Source organism: Bacillus sp. FSL R9-9497 (genome assembly GCF_038005805.1).
In the GTDB taxonomy this organism is placed as follows: domain Bacteria; phylum Bacillota; class Bacilli; order Bacillales; family Bacillaceae_G; genus Bacillus_A; species Bacillus_A cereus.
The window spans coordinates 3,425,662-3,449,674 of the sequence record NZ_JBBOTY010000001.1; the positions used below are offsets into that span (position 1 = coordinate 3,425,662).

Sequence of the window (24,013 nt, forward strand, 5' to 3'; positions counted from 1 at the left end):
TGGTAATGGGATAGCACAATTTATTGAATTGACTAACTCATTCAACCCACTGGCACCGGCAGGCAACAAAATAGTTGTCTGCCATTTTCATGTATACTTTTTCTAATTTCATTTCAAACCAAGTGTGTGCTGTACTGATTTCAAAAGGACAGAATTTCATTTTTTAAAATGTAAAAAGATGAGGTCCTGTCTACTTTTGGTATAGGACTTTTTCTTTTCACACATACTATTTTTGAACCTGTTTACCAATACGTGTCCTAATGGTGTCTTGAATTCCTCCTAAAAAGGGCTGCAGATACGACTGCATGCCCTTTTATTTACGTTGTTTCTCTATATTGAATAAAATAATTAAAAACTAAAAATGTAATATTACATATTTTTTCTGTTCAGATTATGTTAGGATTTACTTCGTAGTCGAATTATGGTTTCGTATCTAATTCAGCAATATGTGAACTGTTTACCTAAAGAAAAGACACCCAAAAGGTGTCTTTTCTTCTTTTAATCTAAAAAATATTTTTTCTTTTCAGTAAGATCCAATTATCCCTCTAACCTAGACCTCATAATTAAAGGCAATTTAATCATGGTACTCAAGAGTTTTCATCCATTTCAATATACCTATAGCTTAATTTAAAATCACATTTCCAGCACTATATTTGCTTTCCTACAGATTTTCTGTCTTGTTCTTAATTCTGTCAAAATCCTCATGTAGCTATACAAAGAATATATGCTACTATGATATTAAGAAACTATGCGTTCCCTTAACCCTGTATCCGGCCCTGTATTTATTACAGGGTCTTTGTTTATTTTATTTACTTTTATTGGCTTATAAGGGTTAATACACAACCAATTTCAATTAAAACCGTTTAAATGTTAGTTAAAATTTGAAATAATATATCTATTAACTTTTTTAACAAATGTAATCTAATATTAAATTTCTAAATCTATACTGTACTATACACCAGTTAACACTATATAAATAGTATTAACTATCTTAATTGAATATTAGTAATAGTAAGTATAAACATTATCAATTTACTACATCTTACATTTATGTAAAAATAAATACATGTTAAGCTTTTTCAAAATCTTTCCCCTAATAAAGATTTGAAGTAGCATTTCATGATTCTCCTTACTGTTAATATGCCTTGAAAAAGAACCCTATAGGGTTCTTTTTCTTCTCATTATAACCTCAGTAAGTCCATGCAAAAAGGACTGCTAATTATTTGCAGCCCTTTTACACGTTAATATACACTTGTATTACATGCTTAAAACTTTATTGTATTAGGTATTTATACCAACTAAACATGCCATTATCATTTAGATATATAACACTTCAAAGTTTAGAAGTATACAATAACAAATCTTTCCCAACTTCCAGCTACATAACTAGTAGCTGTTAATTCTCTACCACCATTTGCTGATATATATCTACCATTACTTAGTGCTTGTAATACATATATCCTATTGTCTCCACCATTATATAAGATAAACTTTTCCAGAAATATCTGGTTTATCCTCAAATAGAAAATCTTTATCTTTTGCCCATTTATCAGGTGCTAAACGTACATATTCAATATTAGCTTCTTTTGCACTTTTATAGTTTTCAGGTAATGACGTACTATTCATGAAATTAGTACCCTTTCTTTTCGAATCCCAAAAACTAATTTTTGAATCGCCCTTGTGGTATGTATCAGCTCTTACATTCATTTCCTGTACTCCAAAACTCATCATGCCTAATAACGCAACAATTGGCAAAACTTTTTTCACAACTTTTCCTTCTTTCTCTTTATATTTAACACACATAACATACCTTTGTTTTGTTACAGGAATATGGCAATTTTCCAAAAATACCTTTTAAATTTATACATTGGTAGTTCATTCATAAAAAAAGAAAGAGATAATTAGAACGTTGCTTCATTTTAAAAGAAACAAAAAAGGAATCCTTTACGGATTCCTTTTTGCAATGCACTCTTTTTCAAATGGTACATTTTGCACCTACTTTTAGTATAACTTATAATTCCTATAAAATAAATAAGATTAATTGAAATTCAATTCAAATTATGATAAAAAACATAATTAAGAAGCGCAGATAACTAAATATTATCCCTTTTATTAAATAAAAAAGATTAAATAATTCCCCCGCCAAACTAGGACCCCTTTACACTTTTTACGAATATTGTTATAATTAGATAAATCAAAGCATTACCCCATTAACAAAGGGACTCCATAATTGGAATCCCTTTGTTAATTAGCTATTAAAAATGATAGCATGTGATTATTGTATAATTTCTTCCTTTTTTAGATCTGCATATTCTTCTACGAAATCCCATAAACCTTGCTTTTCGAAGTAAGAAATACTTTTTCACTTCTTCCAAGAGTTTAATTGCTTCATCTTCATTAAGAGAACGTAAAATATTGAAATGATATACATACTCTTCATTTCCTAATTCCATACAAACTGCTAATCCTTTTTCAATAAGTTCTTTTACAATATTTGTTTTTCTTAGCTTATAATGTTCACGCGCTTGTAAGAACAATGCTTTAAAATGGGCAATATTCTTCTCTGTCACTTCTGATAAATGACGAATTGCTAATTTAGATAAGTTTTGAGTTGCATATAATAGTCCTAAATTATGCCTTACTATTAAAATCAATTTGTCTTCATTATGTTTTTGCAAAAGGTCAATGGAACGATTGAAATGTTCTTCCGCTTTTTCAAATTGCTTTAAGAATATACGAGCTGTCCCTAATGCGGTTTCACAAGAAGCAACTTTCACCTCATATCCCATTAGCCCTAAATACAAGGAATATAGATACTTATTTTACTTTCAAAGGCTGAAACCTTGCTGCATAACTACTGAAAATAAACATAAGAAAGACGTTCAAATCCATATGGATAGAACGTCTTTTCACTTTATTTCATACATATACTGATTTTTCACTTATTCATTTTGTATTGTACTTAAAAAACCAATGAATTCATCATCATTTACAGGTTTACTGTAGTAATAGCCTTGAATTAGATAGCATGCATTACGCTGTAATACCGTTAATTGTTCCTTCGTTTCTACCCCTTCTGCTATCACTTTCATGTTTAAAGTATGAGCAAGTGAAATAATGGTTTGTATAATTTCATCTCCATCAGTAGAAGTTCCAATCCTATTAACAAATTCTCTTGGAATTTTCAAAGTATCAATTGGATAAAGAGGCAGATACGCTAATGAAGAATAACCTGTACCAAAATCGTCAATTGATAAATGTACACCATATGATTTTAATGCTTTTAACTTCGATAAGGTTTCCTTTTCATCTACCATTGCTATTCGCTCTGTTAATTCCAAATCAATCGAATTAGCAGGTACTCCTATCTCTTCTATGGTAGATATAATGGTTTGAACAAAATCTTTCTGTTCAAACTCTATAGCTGATAAATTTATCCCCATCTTTAGATTTGAAAAGCCCGTAGAATGCCATTCTTTCAGTTGTTGACACGCTTTCTGTAACGTCCACTTCCCAATTGAAATAATCTGCGCCGTTTCTTCTGCGATAGGTATAAACTCAAAAGGAGAAATCAGCCCAAGCTCTGGATGTTGCCAACGTATTAAAGCCTCTGCACCAATAACCTTACCTGCCTTACTATCAATTTGTGGTTGATACAATAAAAACAACTCATTATTTTCAATTGCATTTGGTAAATCCTGTTCTAATTGTAATCGACGAGTTACTTTTTGAGATAATGTCTCGTCATACATACAAACAGCATTGTTACCTTTTTCCTTTGCGCTATACATAGCGATATCAGCGTGTTGTAAAAGTGTAGTAGTATTTATTCCTCCAAATGGATACACTGCTATTCCTATACTAAGAGATAAGTAAAAACTATGCTGATTTACTACAAATGGTTCTTCAGTTATACGAAATAGAGTTTTACACAAATCCAATAGCTGTTGCTCTGTTTGGTTATGGACAATGATCGCAAACTCATCACCACCTATTCTTGCTAGAGAAATAGTCGGTGACAGACATGTCCTAAAACGTTTGGCAACTTCTTTTAAAACCTTGTCACCAATCGAATGACCCAATGTATCATTAATAGTCTTAAAGCGATTTAAATCAATATACAGGAGCCCAAACTTATCCTGTGTTTTTTGTGCACGCTTAATAGATCTATCTAATTCTTGTTGGAAGAATATACGATTTCCAATCTCCGTCACCGTATCATGGAATGCAAGGTAATTTATCTCTTCCTGTTGTTGTTTCATCCTTGTTATGTCTTTTACCATTACATAGCTCCCAAAGGTTTGTCCTTCTATCATAATAGGAACTATAGTGACATACCAAAAGAGTATATCCTTCTCATTGTTATTTTTCACACGTAACTGTAGTGAAGATGAACTACATCGTTTCCCTTTCTTTATAGCTGCTTCCAATTCAGATTTATCTTCATCTAAAAAAATAGAGAAGCACTCTTTCCCTATCAATGCAGCACTTTCTTTTCCTAGTAACATACTTCCAGCCTGGTTTATATTTAATACGATACCGTTTGAATCAATCGTTAAAATAGGATCCGGATGATACTCATATAATGACTTAAATCTCTCTTGATTTTTTACTAAATCATTAGATTTATTTATTAAATCCCTTGTTCTTTGAGATACTGTTTGTTCTAATTGATTATTAAACACTTTTAATGTTTTAGTTAACTCTTTGTTTTGCATTCGTACGATTGTATGACGAATCAGTACAAATACAAAAGCAATACAATTTCCCGTAATTAATGTAGCTGAAGAAGTTTGCTCTTTCAAAGTAAAGCCAATTAAGACTGCAACTGCAAGATAAGGGAATATACCAAGAAGTTTCTCTCCAAATGTCGGATTAATAATAAAATAATTTCTTTTAGAAGAAGTATTCTTTGGGATTGTAGCAGCAATAGCGATAAATAATAGGAAAACTCTATACAAACACCTTAAAAATATAACTGAACGCTCTGACAAATCACCTTGTAAGTAAAAATACAAATAGTCCGTAATAGCCAATCCAGTTAATACTAGGATAAAAATAAACAATTTACTTTTTGCATTGAAAATAGCAGGTCGAAAGATCAGTGTAACTCCAAGTAATAGAAGCAATAAATCTATAATCGGAAAAATAAATGAGAGAAAAACATCTCCAATTGATAAGAATAAAATATTTGCAGATGGTTTATTAAATAGGTACCACTCTAATGTAAAAATAGCAGTAACAACAATGCATAAATCACAAAGTAAATACGTTTTCTCCCATTTGTTACATTCCATCATAATTTTATAAAAGAACGCAAAAAGAAAGAAGAATAAGAAAAACAGTAGAAATACATCAGAAATATTAAAATTTTGTATTGGTAATTCTACATTAAGTACTTGAAAAGCGGATATGAAATTCCCTATCAAAAAACACCCTATTGCAATAGTAATGCAAACCCAGAATACTCCTAACTTAATTTTTTGGGATAATATAGAATACAGTAATGAGATAAATACAGTAGTTTCAACGACTAAAGATGATAGTCGGATATTAAAATCTGATACGAAATAATGATTCGGAAAAACAAATAAAAATATAAAGCAAAAGCTTATATAAGTTATTAAAGCCAATATCAATACATAAAATTGCACATATGCATGCTTACGCAATGGACTCACCTTCTTGAGTTTTTCTATACTTTTATTAAAAAATGGCTTGATGGTAGCACAAGTCCTACTAATTAAAATGTGTGCTACCTATTATCCATATTATGACCTTTTTAAAAGATTTCTTTCTACACACAACAATCTTATTAACTTTTTGTAGATGTTTACAATTACCAATACTGAGGATTCTAAAAAGGATAAGCTGAAAAATGTAATTTTTTAAGTATTTGCGCGTCGTAAATTTGGCGGGTACAACTTATCTACTCTTTACATATGAGATAGAATCTACTCCTCTATTGGATTATAGTTGCTATCTGTCACACTTAAAAAGGAATGAAAATATACTATCATTAAAATAGAAATTCAAATTAGTTTACGAAACCAACTGTAACTATTATAGTTACACAAAAAGTTGATGTCAATTTCATATCCTCCCTTTTTAACGGACAAAAGACATGACCTATTGAACAAAAATGTGATGTTTATAAAAAGGGCGGTAAAGTTTTATCTCCTTACTCAAAGAATTATAAATGATTTAGTATTAGATGAAATTGAAGCTAATATTGCATCTCCCTAAAAAGAATGTTACTCTAAAAATAGAATTATGAAAGGAATGATGGATGAATAATGATTAACTAATTTATATTTTAAGTTGAATTTTATAACTTCAAACTACAAAATATAGGGTTAGTCTATCCATTTTTAAAATTCAGTTCATACTTTATTTGTCATGATTCAAATGATTAATAAGTACTTATTAAGTATAGACGAAAGACTAATCCTTCCGATTACAAATTGGGGGATTTTTTTATTCCTGTTTGTCTTAGTTGAAACTTACTAATTGTTAAATGTACTTCACAAATAAAGGAGCGAGAAAAATGAGTACTTCAGATACTATTGTTACACATGTAATGCTCTATATAAGTCGTTAATATCCATCAAACTTATATAGAGGAATTAAAAAATGGATGGATGTTCCGACTTTATATGAAACGTTTCGATATATAAAGGAGGAATTATTATGTCAATGATAAAGGTCCAAGACTTAACTTTTTCATACCCAGGTAGCTTTGATAATATTTTTGAAAGTGTAAACTTCCAAATAGATACGGATTGGAAGCTGGGATTTATCGGTAGAAACGGACGAGGTAAAACGACATTCTTTAATTTATTGTTAGGGAATTATGAGTATAGCGGGAAAATCCTTGCTTCAGTAGAATTCAATTACTTCCCCTACTCTGTTTCAGATAAGAACAAATTCACTCATGAAATCCTTGAAGAAATTTGTCCCCAAGCCGCAGATTGGGAACTTCTACGTGAGATATCCTATTTAAATGTTGATGCTGAGGTCATGTACAGACCATTTAAAACATTATCAAATGGGGAACAAACAAAAGTGTTGCTTGCTGCATTGTTTTTAAATGCGGGTCAATTTCTATTAATTGATGAACCAACAAATCACTTAGATACAGATGCACGAAAGATAGTCTCCGATTATCTAAGGAAGAAAAAAGGATTTATTTTAATTTCACATGACAGAATCTTTTTAGATGGGTGCGTTGACCATATCCTATCTATTAATAGAGCAAATATTGAAGTTCAAAGTGGTAACTATTCTTCTTGGAAGTTAAATTTTGATAGACAGCAAGAACACGAGAAGGCTACAAATGAGCGTCTACAAAAAGACATAGGGCGATTAAAACAGTCTTCCAAACGTTCAGCAAGTTGGTCTCATGACGTGGAAGCTTCAAAAAATGGAACGAGGAATTCAGGCTCTAAGTTGGATAAGGGGTTTGTAGGACATAAAGCAGCGAAGATGATGAAAAGAGCAAAAAACCTTGAATCAAGGCAACAAAAAGCTATTGAGGAAAAATCAAAATTACTAAAAAATGTGGAAAAAACTGAGTCATTAAAATTGGAACAATTGCAATTTAAATCAAATGAATTGGTTACTTTAGTTGACGTGTCCGTTAAGTACAATGATCAAATTGTGAATGAGCCGATTAGCTTCATAGTTGAACAAGGTGACCGAATTGTACTTGATGGAACGAATGGGAGCGGAAAAAGTAGTATCCTAAAACTAATTCTAGGACATCCGATACAGCATACAGGCTTAGTTACTTTAGGTACAGGACTCATCATTTCCTATGTCCAACAAGATACTTCTCATTTGAAGGGATCACTATCAGGCTTTATTGAAGAGCACAAGATTGATGAAACCTTATTTAAGTCCATCCTAAGTAAGATGGACTTTGACCGAATTCAATTTGAAAAAGATATATCTCATTATTCTGGTGGACAAAAGAAAAAACTGCTTATCGCTAAAAGTTTATGTGAAAAAGCTCATATATATATATGGGACGAACCACTAAATTTTATAGATATCTATTCCCGCATGCAGATTGAAGAACTTATTCAACAATTTAATCCCACAATGGTTATTGTTGAGCATGATAAAATATTTCAACAAACAGTTGCAACGAAAACTATATCTATGTAGCTCAAAACGAATACTTGAAAATATAATCATTAACTTGAGTCCTTGAATTATAAAAACTTTAATGAATTGATAAAAAAAGCCTAATTTCTCTACAATACATTGAGAAATTAGGCTTTAAATAGTAATAATAGAATTCATAAACACTGAATAATTTACACATTAAGTTTATCTGTTAATGCAGTAACAATCCTGTCCACTAAGTCTTCGGGTAATCCATATTCCTTATTAACTACAGCCTGTATACTAGCAAAAGAACTTTCATTGTATTTTGATTGCCTTTTTCCTCTACTATCTTTCTCTTTATTTATGAAGTTTTCACGAGATTCATAGTTCATCTTATCTGATTCTTTACCAATAGATTGATTGGTGTAAATTATAAAGATACCTAACATCATAATTACACAAATGAAAATCCCTACTAATTTAAGTCTCATTATTCATTTCCTTCCTGCAACTCTTACTGTTTCTCGTTCATAATATCTCAACCATATCAAATTCATATTAATTTGAAGTAAAATTTTGTTCTTAACATATTTCTTAATAGAAAGACTGTATATCCTTCTATTTGTTTGACATCATTAAGATGCTCACAAATAGAAATAAATTCTATTCCTATATATAGATAAATAATCTAAAAATTTATATAATAAGATTAGAAGTGTAGCATATTATTATTATTGAAAGGTCTTGGTATAATGCTAGGCATTAATGTAAAAAAAACAAATGAAGAGTTAATTATTTCATGGCAATTGGCGGAGATTACAATTCCATTACGTGATGTGATTGAGGTTACCGAAGATGCTACCTATGCTGGTGTTGAAGAAGTAGATGTAATACGTATTGGAACAGCTTATGGGACAACAGACCGTATTTTAATTAAAACAGTAAAACAAAATTATGTATTGTTTACTACAAATAAAGTTGCTATTTTAAATGCCATTCACGCTTAAATATAGGAGTCTTCTTGGCTAAAATGATAAAAATAAGCACATCTTGTTATAAAAACAGATGTGCTTATTTTTTAGTTTTTATGCGTTTTTACGTTTTAAGAAAATAACTCCACCAGCAATTAACAGTAATGCTCCTGCAGCCATAGAAATCCAACTTGTAAGATTAGTACCTGTTTGCGGTAACCATCCAATTTTAGATTGAATTTCTTTCTTAAGTTGTGGTTGTTCTTTTACTTGCTCGTTAGGTTGCTCTGGTGTTGGCGTATTTTCATCTGAATTTGGCTGTTCTGGTTTAGGTTGTTCCGATTTTCCCTCTTTAAATTTCACTGTTTGTCCCTTATCTTCAATTTCAGCGTGAATAGCTACTAATATATTATCTTGATACAGTTCTTCAAATACTACTACTTCTTTACCTTGTAATGCAGAAGCATTAAATGTGAAATCTAGTGTGATAGAACCATTTTTCTCTTTAGCAGTAAACTTAGATTCTACTGTTACTTCTTTACCATCAACTAATAATGGTTTGTTGGTTGCTTTATCCATTAGTTTGCCTTTTACTACGTATTCTTTACCCACGATTAAGTCTTTGTATTCCACTTTATCTTGGATTGTTACAGATTTAGAAGCATCTAACTCTTTAGAACCATCAGCTTTATTTGTTGCTGTCGTTTTAATAGAAGGTTCTACAAATCGAACTGTTTGACCTACATCGTTAATGTCAGCATGAGTTGCAATTACTTGACCTTCATGTAATAAATCTTCAAACACGACTACTTCTCTTCCTTGCTGTTCAGCACCAACAAAAGTAAAGTCTAATGTTACAAACCCATTCTTTTCTTTTGCAGTAAACTTCGTTTCAGCTGTTACTTCTTTACCATCAATTAATAATGGTTTGTTAATAGCTTTGTTCATTAGTTTACCTTTTACAGTGTACTCTTTACCTACAACTAAGTTAGTATACTCCACTTTGTCTTGAATAGTGATAGAATCCTTTGAATGAATCTCTTTTCCACCATCAGCTTTATTTGTTGCTGTCGTTTTTACTGATGGCTTAACGAACTTAACTGTTTGACCTTTATCATTGATATCAGCATGTGTCGTAACAACTTTTCCGTCTTTCAGTAACTCTTCAAATACTACTACTTCTTTTTCTTCTAAACCAGTTGCATCAAATGTGAAGTCTAATGTAATAGAACCATTTGCTTCTTTTGGTGTAAACTTCGTTTCAGCTGTTACTTCTTTACCATTTACAACGAATGATTTATTAGTCTTTTTATCCATTAATTTACCTTTTAAAGTGTACTCTTTACCTACTTGTAGGTCTTTGAATTCCACTTTATCTTGGATTGTTACAGACTTAGAAGTGTGCATTTCTTTTGTACCATCTTTTTTATCAGATGCTGTTGTTTTAATTGAAGGAATCTTCTCATCTTTGACAACGTGTTTAATGATTTGACCATTCTCTTTAATTTCAAAAGAAAACGTCTCTTCATTTAAGATATAACCGTTTGGTGCAACAGTTTCTTTATATGTGTATTTTCCAAATGGTAGCTTTTCAAATTTAGCGATACCTTTATCATCTGTTTTACCTTTTACTACTTCTTTTCCTGCTTCGTTATAAATTGTAAATTCTGCATTTGGAAGCTTGTTATTTCCATCAGCCACATCTACCTTTGTAATTTCTAGATCACCTTTGATAAGATGATTAACTGCCAATAACTCAATAATCTTTCCATGTTCCTTTATTTCGAACGTAATCGGTTCTTTAACAAGAACGTAACCATTTGGAGAAGCCTTTTCTACAAATGAATATTTACCATACGCTAAATCTTTGACGTTAATCTCACCATTTTTATCTGTCTTATATTCCCCAACTACTTTTCCACTTGCATCTTTTAGCTCGAATGCTGCACCTTCTAATTTTTTACTAATATCTTCATTATCTACTTTTAGTAATTTTACACTACCTTTCACTTCGGTATTTTCCACTGTAAAAGTAAGTGTTTTATTGTGCTCTTTAATTTCAAAAGGATACTTTGTTTTATTTCCAATATATCCATTAGGTGTTTTTGTCTCTAAGAAATAATATTTACCATACGTAAGATCTTCAACGTTTGCAATTCCATTTTCTTTTGTTACTACTTTTTTCACTTCTTTTCCATCTTCAGTGAAGACTGTGAATTCAACATTTGGTAAAATCTTTCCTGAATCACTAAGCTTTTTAATTTCGATGTTACCTTTTACTTTGTTATTTACTATTTGGACAGCTCCTGTTTCCCCTGTCTTAACTTCAATAGTTTGTGGTTTATCATCTGAAACATAGCCTGTTGGTGCTTTAATTTCTTTTAATGTGTAAGTACCAATTGGTAAGTTGTTTAATTCTGCCATACCATCAGCACCAGTCGTGATTTTTCCGACTGATTCATTATTTGCATTAAAGACCTCAAATACTGCACCAGCTAAAACTTCTCCATTTTCTCCAACTTTTTTAATTTTTAAAGAACCAGCTGCTTCCCAATTTACTGCAAGATCACTACTAAGCTTTTCTTCATTTCTTTCTAATAGTACTGTAGCATTCTGAACAGTATCCGTACCACGGTAAGCAATTGCTTGAACTTTAGTTAAATTAGCAGCAACACTTAAATTAAATTCACCCGTTTTTGTATTTTTAGGAATTTGGATACGAAATTTTTCTCCAACTGAAAGCTGATCTTTCACTTCTCCATTTTCACTAACAATTCTAACTCCATTAGGTGCATTTTTCGCTACTACTTTATAAGAACCACTCTTAGCATTTGTTTGTACTGTATATAGATTCGTTTCGAAGAATTCACCTTTTAATTCTGCTTTTTGTTTTTCAGCTGGGATAACATTCATATAAATATCTTGCGTATCCCCACTATTATTAGCAGCATTAATAATTGTCTTAGCTGCTTTTTCAACATTTTTATTCTCATGTTTTAATTCATTTACATTGAGTTGACCTAATGCATTCCAAACCGCAAGTTGCGTTGCATAATGCGCTTCATTTTTATTAGCTACTCCCAGCTGTTCAGCACTTTTTTGCGGGAAACCATTTAATAAGACTCTATATACTACATTATCTGTTTTCCCCATTTCAGGAAGATCTTCACCATTTGGTGATTTTAATCCAAGGGTTAAGCAATAAGCAATTTGACCACTTGAATTTTTAATCATTTCAGTGCGAATGTACTTACCTAGACTATTACTATAACTCCAGTCCATTGAATATTTCTCATGCGTCATAACCTCTGCACTAGCCCTAGGTAAAAATACATTAAGGAATAATGCCAGTACTGATAATAATGTAAAAACTCTTATAATGACTCTCTTACCCAATTTTGTAACCTCCCTAGAATAAATTAATCCGAGTATATATCGCAATATCTAAAACATTCACGATCGACCCAATTATCATTATAAAACAATAAATTACAAATATTAAATAATTTTAATAAAATAGTCAAAAAATTTACACATTTTATTATTTATCAAGTTTTTTAACGAATTTACTATATACAAATTCTAAAACACGCCTACAATTTAAAAGACAAATATGTATGTTAAATATATAAATAGCAATTCCTTTACTCCAGTTATTAAGCTTTCCCCTATTAAAAATAGCCTTTTCATTTTCTTGTTAACCTGAGTAATTTATACACCTCTTTTAATCTATTACACTCCTCCATTTAAATATAAAGGTGACTTCTCGTTCAAATAATAAAGTGAAACTTTAATTCGCCCGATTCCCACCTAACTTCTTTGCTTTCATTGAATTTTTGGGCGGGAGTCTTACTGCCCAAAAATAACGGGATATATTATGCAATATTGCATTTGATAATCATTTTCATTGTAACTATAATGATTACAGAATTACTATTAATCTAATATTCTACATGGAGGTTTTATTATGTTTAAAAAAATTATTGTATCTTCTATGGCGCTTACTATGTTCGGTGGAGCTGCAACTATGCTAGAGGCACCTACTGCTCAAGCAGCTTCTTATAACTCAACGTCATCCTCTTACTTTGATGTCACTCCTGAAGAGGCCGTGGCTTTCTATCAATCTCAAGACTATAAAAAATTAAAAGTATTTTTGGATGACTTTGAAGCTAGAAACCCTTATACTCCAGGTGGAGGCTACGCTCAAGGGAGTGTACGTATGCAAAAATTCAACGATGCTCTTAGAGATGCCAAATTAACAAATGTCTACCAAGAATTTATTAGAATCTCATACTACAATCATTATCCAGAACCAAAATAATAACAACGGATTAAATGTTTATTATTTCTATAACTTAGCCTAATTTTAAATGTATAACCTAAAAATAATTACTAAAAACCACTCATATAAGGGTGGTTTTTCTATTTCCCCATATAATTTAGCGGAATGTTACATCATCTTTATTTTAATATCTTTTATAGTAGCCATTCTCTCGTTGACACAATCTAGTAGGTTAGCAATGGGGATATCAAAATATATTTATAATTATTTTCTGTTTAATAGCAAAAAACGAACACCCTCTCACAATTAGATAAGGTGCTCGTTTTCATTTTTATCGGTAATTCTCAATTCATTTTAGCTTCTTTCCAATAAGCAAAGATTAAATTAACTTAAAAACAAAGCGTTTTAAATTTAATTCATAGATCTTACTGAAACTTGGAATTGCCCCTTAGAACCATCATCATTTGAAACGTAAATTTTATATGTTCCATTCGGTAATGGAGATAAAGCATTCCGTACATTTGTAACATTAATTTGTTGTTCTCCAGGTTTTATATAACCACCAACAATTAGCTCTGTATTTGGACCTTTTACACTATATCCCATTGTATTTTGACCATTATTTTTCATAGAAAAGCTTAAGTCAGTACTCCCATCATATACGAAAGAAGTTACAGCCTCGCCACTATAATCCATTGTTTGGGTTAATAATAAGTCTGCAGAAACATGTTCAACTACATGAATTGGATCATTCGTTTTGTGTACTTCTTCAGCATAAGTATTATTCCCTAACACACCAAGTGTTAATGCTGAAACTACTCCACAACTAAGCGCTAGTTTATTTAACTTCATTTTAAGTTCCCCCTTGATGTTTGTATTCTATTACCATCATACATCCTTTTCCAAGTGCGTTTTTATGTAATAATTCATATCTATAAACCTATATATCTTAACTTTTCAACTTAATAGTTATTGAGAAAGCCACATAGATAAAGTTACAATATTGCACTTCATAAAAAACATGTGAATTTTAAAGTCTTTTTCTAACAAAGTTTTATACGAGTAAGTACCAAAATACTCAAATGAATAGCATTTCTATTTCAGATAAAATGTACTAATAAAATTTTTCTAAAATTTCACTTTGTAATTTGATATATTCCATGTTAATATAACGAAGGCTACAAAACAGGAGTCACCACGCATATCATTTTCACAGAATATTCATACTTAAAAAGACTTATTTTATCAGTAACTCAATCCAAATTTCACCTATACAAAAGTTAGTTTATAATTTCATATGTACATAAATTTAAATAGATTTTTTATCTATTATTTTTTCTATTTTCCTTATCAATTTTAATACGAGTAATATGACAGCACTTTTCAAGTACCCTTCTTTTTTTAGATAAAAAGTCTACTAATACTAAACATCTATGTCCAACTCATACATAATTCTACTTACAAACTATCGGAGATGCAAAACTATGGGAATTTCTACTCTTTTATTAAATACCTTTATTATAATAATTTGTATCCTTAGCTATCACGTATTTTGGCTAGAGTTTAAAGAAAAAATAACATGTAATAATATGTTATTTTCTATCCTTTCCTCCATTGCTATTATTTTTTGTATGACTTTTCCTTTTCATTTACATGTGGGATTTATTTATGATTTACGTTTTATTCCTATAATATTAGTTTTTCTATATGGAAATACAAAAAACATTGTTTTTATAGGAATTTTATATCTTTCTTACCGGTTTTACTTAGGCGGAAATGGCGTTCTTCCATCATTTATTATCTTTACTATCATTTCTGTTATAACAATGCTCTCTCGTTACTTATTACCTATGTATTTTAAAGAAAAAAAGATATTATTAAGCTTACTTCTTATTTTAGTATGTACAGCTTCCCTTTCTATTTGCGGTATTGTAACTCAAATAAATACAGGAGGTAAAATAGACTCTACTCTCATAGAATTTTTATTAAATTATATAGTCATTAATATTTTCACAGTATTATTATCAGTTTATTTTATAGAGGAAATGATTGAGAAATATAAAATGAAAGAAAAACTGCAACGGGCTGAAAAATTTTATATAGCTAGCGAACTAGCAGCGTCAATTGCACACGAAATCCACAATCCACTAACCACGGTACATGGATTCACTCAATTATTAAATGAAAAACATGCCTCTAAGCTATCTCAGGATCAATACTTAGAAATCATGTTAATTGAAATGCAGCAAATACAATCTACTATTAATAACTATTTATCTTTAACCAAACCACAGAACACCCTAAAAGAAAAAATAGATATTAATCACATTTTAAATCAGGTGAAAGATACTATTTCACCACTCGCTCTATCATACAAAGTTGAAATCAAACAAAATAGTACAGATTCCTTTTATATAAATGGGGACCCCGAAAAATTCAAACTCTGTCTAAACAACATCATCCAAAACGGAATTGAGGCTATGAAAAATGGTGGATTATTACAAATAAATATACAAAAAGTAAAAGGAAATATCATAATTGATATTATTGATTCAGGAATTGGGATGTCATCTCAACAAATAAAACGAATTGCTTTGCCATTCTATTCAACAACAGAAAAAGGAACTGGGCTTGGTACTATGATTGCTTATAGTATTATTAGAGAATTAAACGGAGATATAGAAATAGAGAGTGAATTAGGTAAAGGGACACGCTTTTCTATTAGTATCCCTTGCTAATGTGATAACAATTTTCTGTTTAGTTAATTACATAAATGAATTTTAAGAATCCCGCTAGCTAGCTTATTTATTAATTATCTTAAATTCATATGCGTTAATTAAATATAATAAGGATCAGAGCCTATCTATTGTTACAGATACACTCTGATCCTTTAGTTTAATTCAATTAAAAACACTTAATATTTATAACTTTTCTTACATCGTGATGAAATACTAGTTCATCAATTTTATCTTATTTACTGATTAGATTGGTTTAATATAAATATAACATCTCGCGACACTTAATTTGTTATTATCATTAGAGACATTGCCTGCAGTTGTTTTTTCATTAAAGTACAGACCTTTTTCCATTCATTGAACAAGACAACTCCCCTTTTACTACTTCACTTCCACCGTATAATTCCCTGTCCCCCCGCCATACTGATACACATGTAAATAATACTTCCCTGGATACGTATAGTAACTACCTACTAGTTTACTCCCTTGTTGCTGAGCATACGTAACATAATTATTTAAATCTGCTTCAGAATAAAGTACCCAGTTCATTCCGATATTATTTTCATTCGTTACGTTAATTTGAAGGTTTTTAGCAGTCTCCACATTAATTTCAAAGAAATCACTTGTATCGCCATTTCCTAAACTAGCACGTAAAACTTGATTTAACTGCAATTTGTTTGCTGTTTGGAATGAGTTATTCGGTTCTTTTTCTACACTGTTATCTTCTTTCTTTTGAACAGTTACAGTCGCTGTAGCAGTATTAGTTGCTCCTTTATCGTCTGTTACCGTTAATTTCGTCGTATACGTTCCTTCTTTTGTATATACGTGAGTTGGATTTTGCTCATTACTTACTGCTCCATCACCAAACTCCCATTTATACGAAGTAATTTTCCCGTCTTCATCTTTTGATCCGTCGCTTGTAAATGAAATTGCTTCATTTACATTTCCGCTATACGGACCGTTTATAACTGCAACTGGTGCTTTATTCTCTGCACCTTCTTCTGTATTAATACCGTGGAACACAACATCATATTCAAATTGTCCTGATGTATTCACGCGATAATTTACGAAGTATGCTGTTACTGTTTTATAGCCTGTCCATTCCTTTGCACTTAAACGTTTTAACGTATCATTAACGTTTTGTGTAATTGTTTTCCAATGTTCATATTCTCCTTTTGCTGCAGTTCCTGTATATGTTCCTTGTAGTGTGAATGTATTAAAGAACTGTGATTTATTTTTCTTCACTGATACATTTTTCAATTTTGCTTCCGCTGTTATTTCTGCTGCAATATCTGAAACTGGCTTCGATGCATGATTCGCTAAATAATCGTCTGATACTAATGGCACATTATATTTCTCACGATTATCAACTAGCATTTGCATATAGTCTTGATATTCTTTATTTAAATTCGCATCTTTACTTAATGTAGAGCGATATGCATCATATGCTGTTACATCATTTTTCCTAATAAGATCATGTATTTTATCGAACATATCATATCTCTTATTGTACATATATGATTGTAAAGCAAAGGAATAATTATAGAAATCCCACGTTCCATACTTTGCATTTAACGTTCGCTCTGCCGTATAACGCTCTGCTGGATTTGAAGATAATCCTCCTATAATACTCTTTCTCGGTACAACATTATCCGTTCTCGTTGCCCCTGCAAAAAATTCAGCATTTCCTTCTTCAAACCAAGATAATCTTTCATTTTCATATATTTTCCCTTGTCCCCATAACCCTGGTACTTCATATCTACCTTGTAAATAATGCGTGAACTCGTGTCTGAATAATTCTTCTAAACTATAAATACTTTCTTCTGGCGTACGCTCATAAGTAAAGAACGTACCTGTTCCTTCTATATAAAGACCACCGTTATTCGTTTCATAACCGTACAATTGACGATTAAATTGATATTCTGCTGGGCTATTATAAATAACCATCGTTAATACATCATCAGGATTTCCTTTTTCTAAAGGTTGATCACTTTCAACCGTACGATGGAATTGTGCCTTTACTTCTTTTGCCGCCCAATATAAACGTTTTACTTTTTCTTCTGTCACTTTATCTCCAGCTTTTAAAACAATTGCCCCATCATCAAACGTATACGTTTTTGGCAAATATTTTTTCTTTCCATCTTCTCTTATTTGATCTAAATTCACCACTTTACCATTTGCATCTTTTCCGCCATAATTTGTTGCAATTTGCTCAGCAGCTACGAAATATTGCTCCCCTAAATACGGATACATTTTCATCGCATCTGTTACAACTTGTAACCCTTTCGTTCCTGTACTATGGAACGTACCGAGTCTACCTGTATAATAAATGCCATTATTAATAAGCCAACCGTTTTTTGCTGTAATCGTTCCCATTAATGCAAAACGACTTAATTCATTAATATAACTATCTATTTTCTGATACCATACTGTATCTTTCGGTGCTTTCCTCGTATCGTACAAATACGATTGAATGTCGTAATCAACACCTTGCATAATATCGTAAATAGCATTTCCAGCTGAAAGATTATCTGCTAATGTAGAAAAATTATCATTATATTGTTTAAAAATCTTTGCAGCCGATGTTATCGTTTCCACATCGCTCGAAGCGTTTCCTATTAACTTTCCGTATGATGATACCACTCTATTTTGCTCTAATGTACCCAGCTTGAAATTTGAATTGTTAGCCATCGCTTTTAATGCAGGTAAGCATTTATCATGATAACTCCGTTCATTTAATTTACTAAGTTCCGAATTATAAAATCCTAAATAAAATCCTGAACGTAATACCTCTACTAATGTCTCAATCCCTTTTGAATCATCCTTCGTATAGGCTTGTCCTTGCTGCTTCAATTTATCAATAATCGCCTGCACCCTACTATCATTTTGATAGAATGCTAGACTGTCTGTATTAAACTGAAATAGCCCCGTAATTTGCTCCCAATCAATTGTTACAAGTAAATCTACTAACTGCTGATTGCTTAATTGATTTAATTCAGCAATTGTATAAGTTTTCGCTACAGCTAATTGCTTACTTTCTTTTTTCACCTCAGGTGGTCTTTGTGATAAATCGGCAAATTGTAACCTTTTCTCAAAAGACTTGCTTTCGAGCACTTTCGATGAATGAGCTAATTCTTGTACTGGTAGTTGTACACCGACTGGCTCCATTTTTAGCACATTTCGATAAGAAACTTGCTCTCCCTTAGTATCTTCTGCCAAACTTACCCCTTGAAAACTCCCTAACATTAAACTAGCAAAACTTACCCCTACTAACATTTTCTTTGAATAGCCTTTCATGCTCTCCCCTACCTTACATTTTTAGTGTCCCGCTCCATTATTTTACTATTTTTACTTTTTGTCCTGTATTGAGAAAAAAACAAGGTAACGTTCACACATGTATCCATTCCCTGTAAAATTAACGCTTGACTTTCCGTGCATTTTATATCAAAAAAAGATAGATAATAGCAAAATTTCTGCTACATCTATCCTCGTTTTCAACACTATGATTTTAACTTTATAAACGTAACTTCCGGTAATGTTTGCATATGCTGAATAAACTCATTCTTTTCTTCTGACGATATATTTTTCAGTTGCATCCCTACCTTATAAACAGTTTCTGTACTTTGCTGTGAAGCTTCCACCTCATATGAGAGTATTGGGATGTCTTTCACTTGTAGTGTTTCTAATATTTGTTGTACCGCTTCATGTTTATTTACAAACATTTGCACTGTTATATTTTGTGGAAATAAAAATTGCACCTTAAAAATACGACTTACAATTTCTAAACCAATTAAAACGAGAATCGTCGCTCCAATGCCTACTACATACATTCCCGCTCCAATTGCTAATCCTATACCGGCAGTAGCCCATAAACCAGCCGCGGTCGTTAATCCTTTCACCGCCTGCTTTTGAATAATAATTGTGCCTGCACCTAAAAAACCAACTCCACTAACGACTTGTGCTGCAATACGACTTGGGTCTAGAGACATATGCTCCTCAAACACAATATCTGAAAAGGCATATTTCGAAACAACCATTATTAACGCACTTCCTACCGCTACGAGGAAATGAGTCTTTAATCCAGCTTCTTTCGATCGAATTTCTCTTTCAATACCAATCATTGCTCCTAACAAGCCAGCAACACCGATTCGTATAATAAAATCAAAATCTACACTCACGGGCACTTCCCCCTTTCATTCATTATAGATAGATAAAACAAAAATTATCACAAATATCCATTTATCAACATGAAGGAATACTACTAAAATACACTTAATACTCCGACTGTTTTATGTTAATATTTAAAATATTAACATAAAATAAATAACTTCTAATTTTAAACCTCCACTAATTTTCTAAAAAAACAAAGATGGATTACATGAAATTAGGTTGAGAAACTTCAGAAAACGCTTTCATTTTGTATCATAATTTTTTATAAATACTACATAAACAAAGGAGCTTACTAACAATGAACGTCTCATTACTTACGCCTACTACTGATTTACAAGAAGAATACTTAGATTTCTATAACGAATGGAAAGATAGCGGTGAAACAATGATCCCGTGGGTTATCTCAAAAAATTCTGCCAACTTCCCAGCTATGGTTCAAGAACTTCTCGATGCGCATAAAGGAATAAATATCCCTAAAAATTGGGTACCAGACTCTACATATTGGCTTGTTACAGATGAAAATAAAATTGTCGGAGCTGTTAATATACGTCATAGTTTAACCAAACATTTATTTAACGCTGGCGGTCATATCGGTTATGGCATTCGCCCTTCTGAAAGAAGAAAAGGTTATGCTACGAAATTACTAGCATTATCATTAGAAAAAACGAAGGAATTAGACATCACGAAAGTACTTGTCGTTTGCGACGCAGTGAATACCGCTTCTGAAAAAACGATTTTACATAACGGCGGACTTCGTGATGATGATTTCACTGAGGAAGATGGGAATGTAGTAAGAAGATATTGGATTGAGCTATGAATGATCACAAATAAGCGAGAAAGTGATTATACACTTTCTCGCTTATTTTACACTGCTTCTATTTCAAACTGCACTGTAATACCACTTGGATCTACCACCACAAACCCATTTGTAGTTTCATTTATTTCATGTTGTTTTTCTATTAATCTTTCTTTCACTTCATCTAACGCTTCTTTATACGGTAGTACAATCGTATACACTTTTAGCCCAGTTGCATGTACTGGTGGGTGTGGGTTGTTTACTCCGTTCCACGTATTTGCACCAATATGGTGATGATATTCCCCTGCTGAAATAAATAAGCAATCCTCTTCACGCTGTTGTACTTCAAAACCTACTGTTTCCACATAAAATTCATGTGATTTCTCTACATCAGCTATTCGTAAATGTACGTGCCCAACGACAGTATTAGCAGGCAAACCATCAAACTCATAATCAACGAGTGTTGCCAATTCTTTTAAATCAAGTGGTGTACTTCCTCCTGGCCCTTCTCCCCATTGATCGTGCGGACGGTCTGCATAAATTTCAATACCATTCCCCTCTAAATCTTGCAAATAAAAAGCTTCGCTATATGTATGATCACTTGCACTATTAAACCTTGAAATTGGTAAAATTTCATTTGAATATGTATAACGCCCTTCTTGCTCATCCGGGCTGTCAATTACATTTTTATTACGAAGAACCCCAAATAGCGCAGAAGCAAAAGCTTCACGAGTCGGAACTAAAAAGGCTACATGATATATACCAGTCGTACGCGGTTCTTGCAGTACCCCGTCCTCTAACTTTTCAAGAACAAGTAACGCGTTCTTTCCACCTTTTCCAGATAAATATGCTTTATTCCCCTCTTGCTTAATTACCTCTAATCCTACAACATTTTCATAAAAAGCAATTTGACGCTCTAAATCTTTCACTTTAAATTCAATATGACCAATACGTGTTTTCGGATGAATTTGTACCATGAATAACTCCATCTCCTTATCCCTATATTTTTCCATTACATATAACCGTTACTATGAAGGATACAACTAAAATCATCCTATGTAAATAAGAAAAGTCAGAATTTACATACATTTTTATTTTCATAATAAAAAAGCCACCTTTTCTAAATTTCAGAAAAGGTGGCTTTATAACTCTTATCTCATTTTATGTACTTCAGCAACTAGTTTTCCACCCTGAATGCCCATATAAAGCTTCACAGGTGCATCATTCGTATTTTCAAATACTAAATCTAAATATGGATATGCAATTGTAGCATCTCTTCCTTGTGGAACATAACCTACCGTTTTAGAATGTGTAGTTCTCTCCACCATTTTCAGGCCAGCTTGATCTGCTGCATTGTATAAAGTTGAAGATGTTTGACAAACACCACCACCATATCCATCTACTAATTTACCATCAACTATTTCTTTCCCTAATTGATATCCTTTATCTGGTGTTGTATCACCGATTAATGAATTAAAAGAGAAACGGTCTCCTTTTGCTAACACAACTCCATTTATGCTCGCTGCTGACAAACGAATATTCTCAATACGGCCACCTGTTGAACCACCTAAGTTCGTTTCATATCTACCAATTACCGTACCATTTCCTTGCGCATCACTTAATGTTGCGACTGGTTTTTTCTCCACGATCGGCAACTGATACGTAGCATCCCACATACCAACGTTTAACAATTTATCTACTAATTCTTTTTCCATTAATTCATAAGAAGGTTTTCCTTCTTGCCAACTTCCATCAGGTGCTATACGTGAAGGAACCATTTTTTTGTCGACGCTTTTTCCAACCTCACCAACAACCTTTGTTACAGACTTTTTAAATTTCGCTTCATCTTCAAAATAGCCTAAACCAGATAAATCTAATTTTTTCACTTCAGTACCAGTTCGACCATCAACTAAACTAATAGTATCCTGTACTTCTGCTTTAGCCTCTACAGTGTGCCCACCAATATCACTTACCAATGCAACATCACTTACTTTTGCACCACAGCCACTCATTATAGCTACACATAACACCCCAACTAATATACCCTTTACTTTACGGAACAATATACTCTCTCCCTTTCCCCAACATCACTATTATGTATTTATTTCATTTTTATGTATGTTTTGTTACAATCATTTTACAATATGTTTATAAAATGTTACAAGTTATTTTTCACTCTATATAAATTACTCTTTTCTTTTATAAATGTCTATACATATTTACATAAAAGTTTGAGTTTGATAGAATTGTAACTTTTATGTAAACTCCCCCTTTTATCCAGTATATACCATTAAACAAAAGAAATACAAATCAAAAACCCTCAAGCTATTTTTTATAAAGTGAAATTGTAATCAGTGGGGGTTTTACGGGCATCCCGACCTTCTTTGTTTCTGCTGAATTTTGACATGGGGGTCTTATTGCCCAGCAAATAGCGGGATAAAGAGAAATCCCGTCAACATAAATAGGTATTTGCCGTGCCACCGCTCCGCTTTTGCACATACATTATGGTGTATTCAACCTATTTTAAAGAAATGGAGGATGTTATTATGTATCCCTACAATCCATATGATCCATATAATCAATATGCGTACCAACAACCACAGTATGACTTACAAACACAATATCAATCTTATATAGATCAAGCAGAGCACACGAATCCATACGACCAAAATAGACAATTCCAACTTCCAATCTCTTTTCCTGGCACTGGAAATCGTCAATTAGAAAGACGCGTAAATGAGCTTGAACAAAGAGTACGTCAACTAGAAAATACAGTTGAGCGCCATACACGTAGACTCAACCGCTTAAACCAACGTTTACGCACAGTAGAAAACAGACTAAATATTCCTTTCGCAGCATTAGAAGACGGATTTTAATTGAAAAAATAAAAATTATATAAGGAAGGGGCTCCCCCTTCCTTATATAAATTGACGAAAGTTTTTTCCAT

13 protein-coding genes and 4 pseudogenes are annotated in these 24,013 nt (G+C 32.0%); 6 read left to right on the forward strand and 11 right to left on the reverse strand.

What is annotated here, in order from left to right; genetic code table 11:
• Positions 1–1,340: 1,340 nt before the first annotated feature.
• The 4 genes and pseudogenes from MKY21_RS31210 to MKY21_RS17640 all read right to left on the reverse strand — a co-directional run.
• Positions 1,341–1,496 (reverse strand): annotated as a pseudogene (locus tag MKY21_RS31210) (fascin domain-containing protein); the annotation flags it as partial.
• Positions 1,480–1,803: pseudogene (locus MKY21_RS17630) on the reverse strand (cellulase); the annotation flags it as partial. The pseudogenes MKY21_RS31210 and MKY21_RS17630, both read right to left, overlap by 17 nt.
• Before the next feature lie 496 nt (positions 1,804–2,299).
• Positions 2,300–2,786: pseudogene (locus tag MKY21_RS17635) on the reverse strand (tetratricopeptide repeat protein); the annotation flags it as partial.
• Between the two features lie 156 nt (positions 2,787–2,942).
• Positions 2,943–5,672, reverse strand: a complete 2,730-nt coding sequence (locus MKY21_RS17640; RefSeq protein WP_341077044.1) for a sensor domain-containing protein — start codon at positions 5,670–5,672, stop codon at positions 2,943–2,945.
• Between the two features lie 1,018 nt (positions 5,673–6,690).
• Between MKY21_RS17640 and MKY21_RS17645 the strand changes: the two genes are divergently transcribed.
• The gene (locus MKY21_RS17645) at positions 6,691–8,169 is read left to right on the forward strand and encodes an Lsa family ABC-F type ribosomal protection protein (RefSeq protein ID WP_000061795.1); all 1,479 of its coding nucleotides are present in this window, start codon (positions 6,691–6,693) and stop codon (positions 8,167–8,169) included.
• A gap of 200 nt (positions 8,170–8,369) precedes the next feature.
• Here MKY21_RS17645 and MKY21_RS17650 read toward each other — a convergent pair.
• Positions 8,370–8,603, reverse strand: a pseudogene (locus MKY21_RS17650) (hypothetical protein); the annotation flags it as partial.
• A gap of 261 nt (positions 8,604–8,864) precedes the next feature.
• Here MKY21_RS17650 and MKY21_RS17655 point away from each other — a divergent pair.
• Complete coding sequence (locus MKY21_RS17655) at positions 8,865–9,119, forward strand: SunI/YnzG family protein (protein WP_000900695.1); 255 nt, start codon at positions 8,865–8,867, stop codon at positions 9,117–9,119.
• A 78-nt stretch (positions 9,120–9,197) separates the two neighbouring features.
• Here MKY21_RS17655 and MKY21_RS17660 read toward each other — a convergent pair whose 3' ends face one another.
• A complete protein-coding gene (locus MKY21_RS17660) occupies positions 9,198–12,479 on the reverse strand; it encodes a VaFE repeat-containing surface-anchored protein (protein WP_044795256.1) in 3,282 nt (1,093 codons plus the stop codon).
• A gap of 571 nt (positions 12,480–13,050) precedes the next feature.
• Here MKY21_RS17660 and MKY21_RS17665 point away from each other — a divergent pair.
• Entirely contained in the window at positions 13,051–13,404 is a 354-nt protein-coding gene (locus MKY21_RS17665) for a hypothetical protein (protein ID WP_000473483.1), read from the forward strand.
• Positions 13,405–13,776: 372 nt separating this feature from the next.
• Here the strand turns inward: MKY21_RS17665 and MKY21_RS17670 are convergent, their stop codons facing one another.
• Positions 13,777–14,217, reverse strand: a complete 441-nt coding sequence (locus MKY21_RS17670) for a hypothetical protein (protein ID WP_000773471.1) — start codon at positions 14,215–14,217, stop codon at positions 13,777–13,779.
• Positions 14,218–14,849: 632 nt separating this feature from the next.
• Here MKY21_RS17670 and MKY21_RS17675 point away from each other — a divergent pair.
• Positions 14,850–16,103, forward strand: coding sequence for a sensor histidine kinase (locus MKY21_RS17675; RefSeq protein WP_000513019.1), 1,254 nt, complete (start codon positions 14,850–14,852; stop codon positions 16,101–16,103).
• A gap of 378 nt (positions 16,104–16,481) precedes the next feature.
• Here the strand turns inward: MKY21_RS17675 and colA are convergent, their stop codons facing one another.
• Positions 16,482–19,397 carry a collagenase ColA gene (colA, locus tag MKY21_RS17680; protein WP_000679528.1) on the reverse strand — a complete coding sequence of 972 codons (2,916 nt, stop codon included), beginning with the start codon at positions 19,395–19,397 and terminating at the stop codon, positions 16,482–16,484.
• 203 nt (positions 19,398–19,600) lie between these two features.
• On the reverse strand, positions 19,601–20,278 hold the full coding sequence (locus MKY21_RS17685; RefSeq protein ID WP_044795257.1) for an MgtC/SapB family protein: 678 nt from the start codon (positions 20,276–20,278) through the stop codon (positions 19,601–19,603).
• A gap of 290 nt (positions 20,279–20,568) precedes the next feature.
• Here MKY21_RS17685 and MKY21_RS17690 point away from each other — a divergent pair, with 290 nt between their 5' ends.
• Positions 20,569–21,087 (forward strand): GNAT family N-acetyltransferase, encoded by a 519-nt coding sequence (locus tag MKY21_RS17690; protein WP_341077050.1) that lies wholly within the window; start codon positions 20,569–20,571, stop codon positions 21,085–21,087.
• 47 nt (positions 21,088–21,134) lie between these two features.
• Here MKY21_RS17690 and MKY21_RS17695 read toward each other — a convergent pair whose 3' ends face one another.
• Positions 21,135–22,043, reverse strand: a complete 909-nt coding sequence (locus MKY21_RS17695; protein ID WP_341077053.1) for a VOC family protein — start codon at positions 22,041–22,043, stop codon at positions 21,135–21,137.
• A 174-nt stretch (positions 22,044–22,217) separates the two neighbouring features.
• Complete coding sequence (locus MKY21_RS17700) at positions 22,218–23,129, reverse strand: VanW family protein (protein WP_000488971.1); 912 nt, start codon at positions 23,127–23,129, stop codon at positions 22,218–22,220.
• Between the two features lie 483 nt (positions 23,130–23,612).
• Between MKY21_RS17700 and MKY21_RS17705 the strand changes: the two genes are divergently transcribed.
• Entirely contained in the window at positions 23,613–23,942 is a 330-nt protein-coding gene (locus MKY21_RS17705; RefSeq protein WP_000283715.1) for a hypothetical protein, read from the forward strand.
• Positions 23,943–24,013: the final 71 nt, after the last annotated feature.

Excerpts from the sequence above, each read along its gene's own strand:
- MKY21_RS17705 (WP_000283715.1), top strand. The coding sequence starts at position 23,613 with ATGTATCCCTACAATCCATATGATCCATATAATCAATATGCGTACCAA.
- MKY21_RS17655 (WP_000900695.1), top strand. The coding sequence starts at position 8,865 with ATGCTAGGCATTAATGTAAAAAAAACAAATGAAGAGTTAATTATTTCA.
- MKY21_RS17695 (WP_341077053.1), bottom strand. The coding sequence starts at position 22,043 with ATGGTACAAATTCATCCGAAAACACGTATTGGTCATATTGAATTTAAA.
- MKY21_RS17675 (WP_000513019.1), top strand. The coding sequence starts at position 14,850 with ATGGGAATTTCTACTCTTTTATTAAATACCTTTATTATAATAATTTGT.
- MKY21_RS17665 (WP_000473483.1), top strand. The coding sequence starts at position 13,051 with ATGTTTAAAAAAATTATTGTATCTTCTATGGCGCTTACTATGTTCGGT.
- MKY21_RS17645 (WP_000061795.1), top strand. The coding sequence starts at position 6,691 with ATGTCAATGATAAAGGTCCAAGACTTAACTTTTTCATACCCAGGTAGC.
- colA (WP_000679528.1), bottom strand. The coding sequence starts at position 19,397 with ATGAAAGGCTATTCAAAGAAAATGTTAGTAGGGGTAAGTTTTGCTAGT.
- MKY21_RS17670 (WP_000773471.1), bottom strand. The coding sequence starts at position 14,217 with ATGAAGTTAAATAAACTAGCGCTTAGTTGTGGAGTAGTTTCAGCATTA.
- MKY21_RS17690 (WP_341077050.1), top strand. The coding sequence starts at position 20,569 with ATGAACGTCTCATTACTTACGCCTACTACTGATTTACAAGAAGAATAC.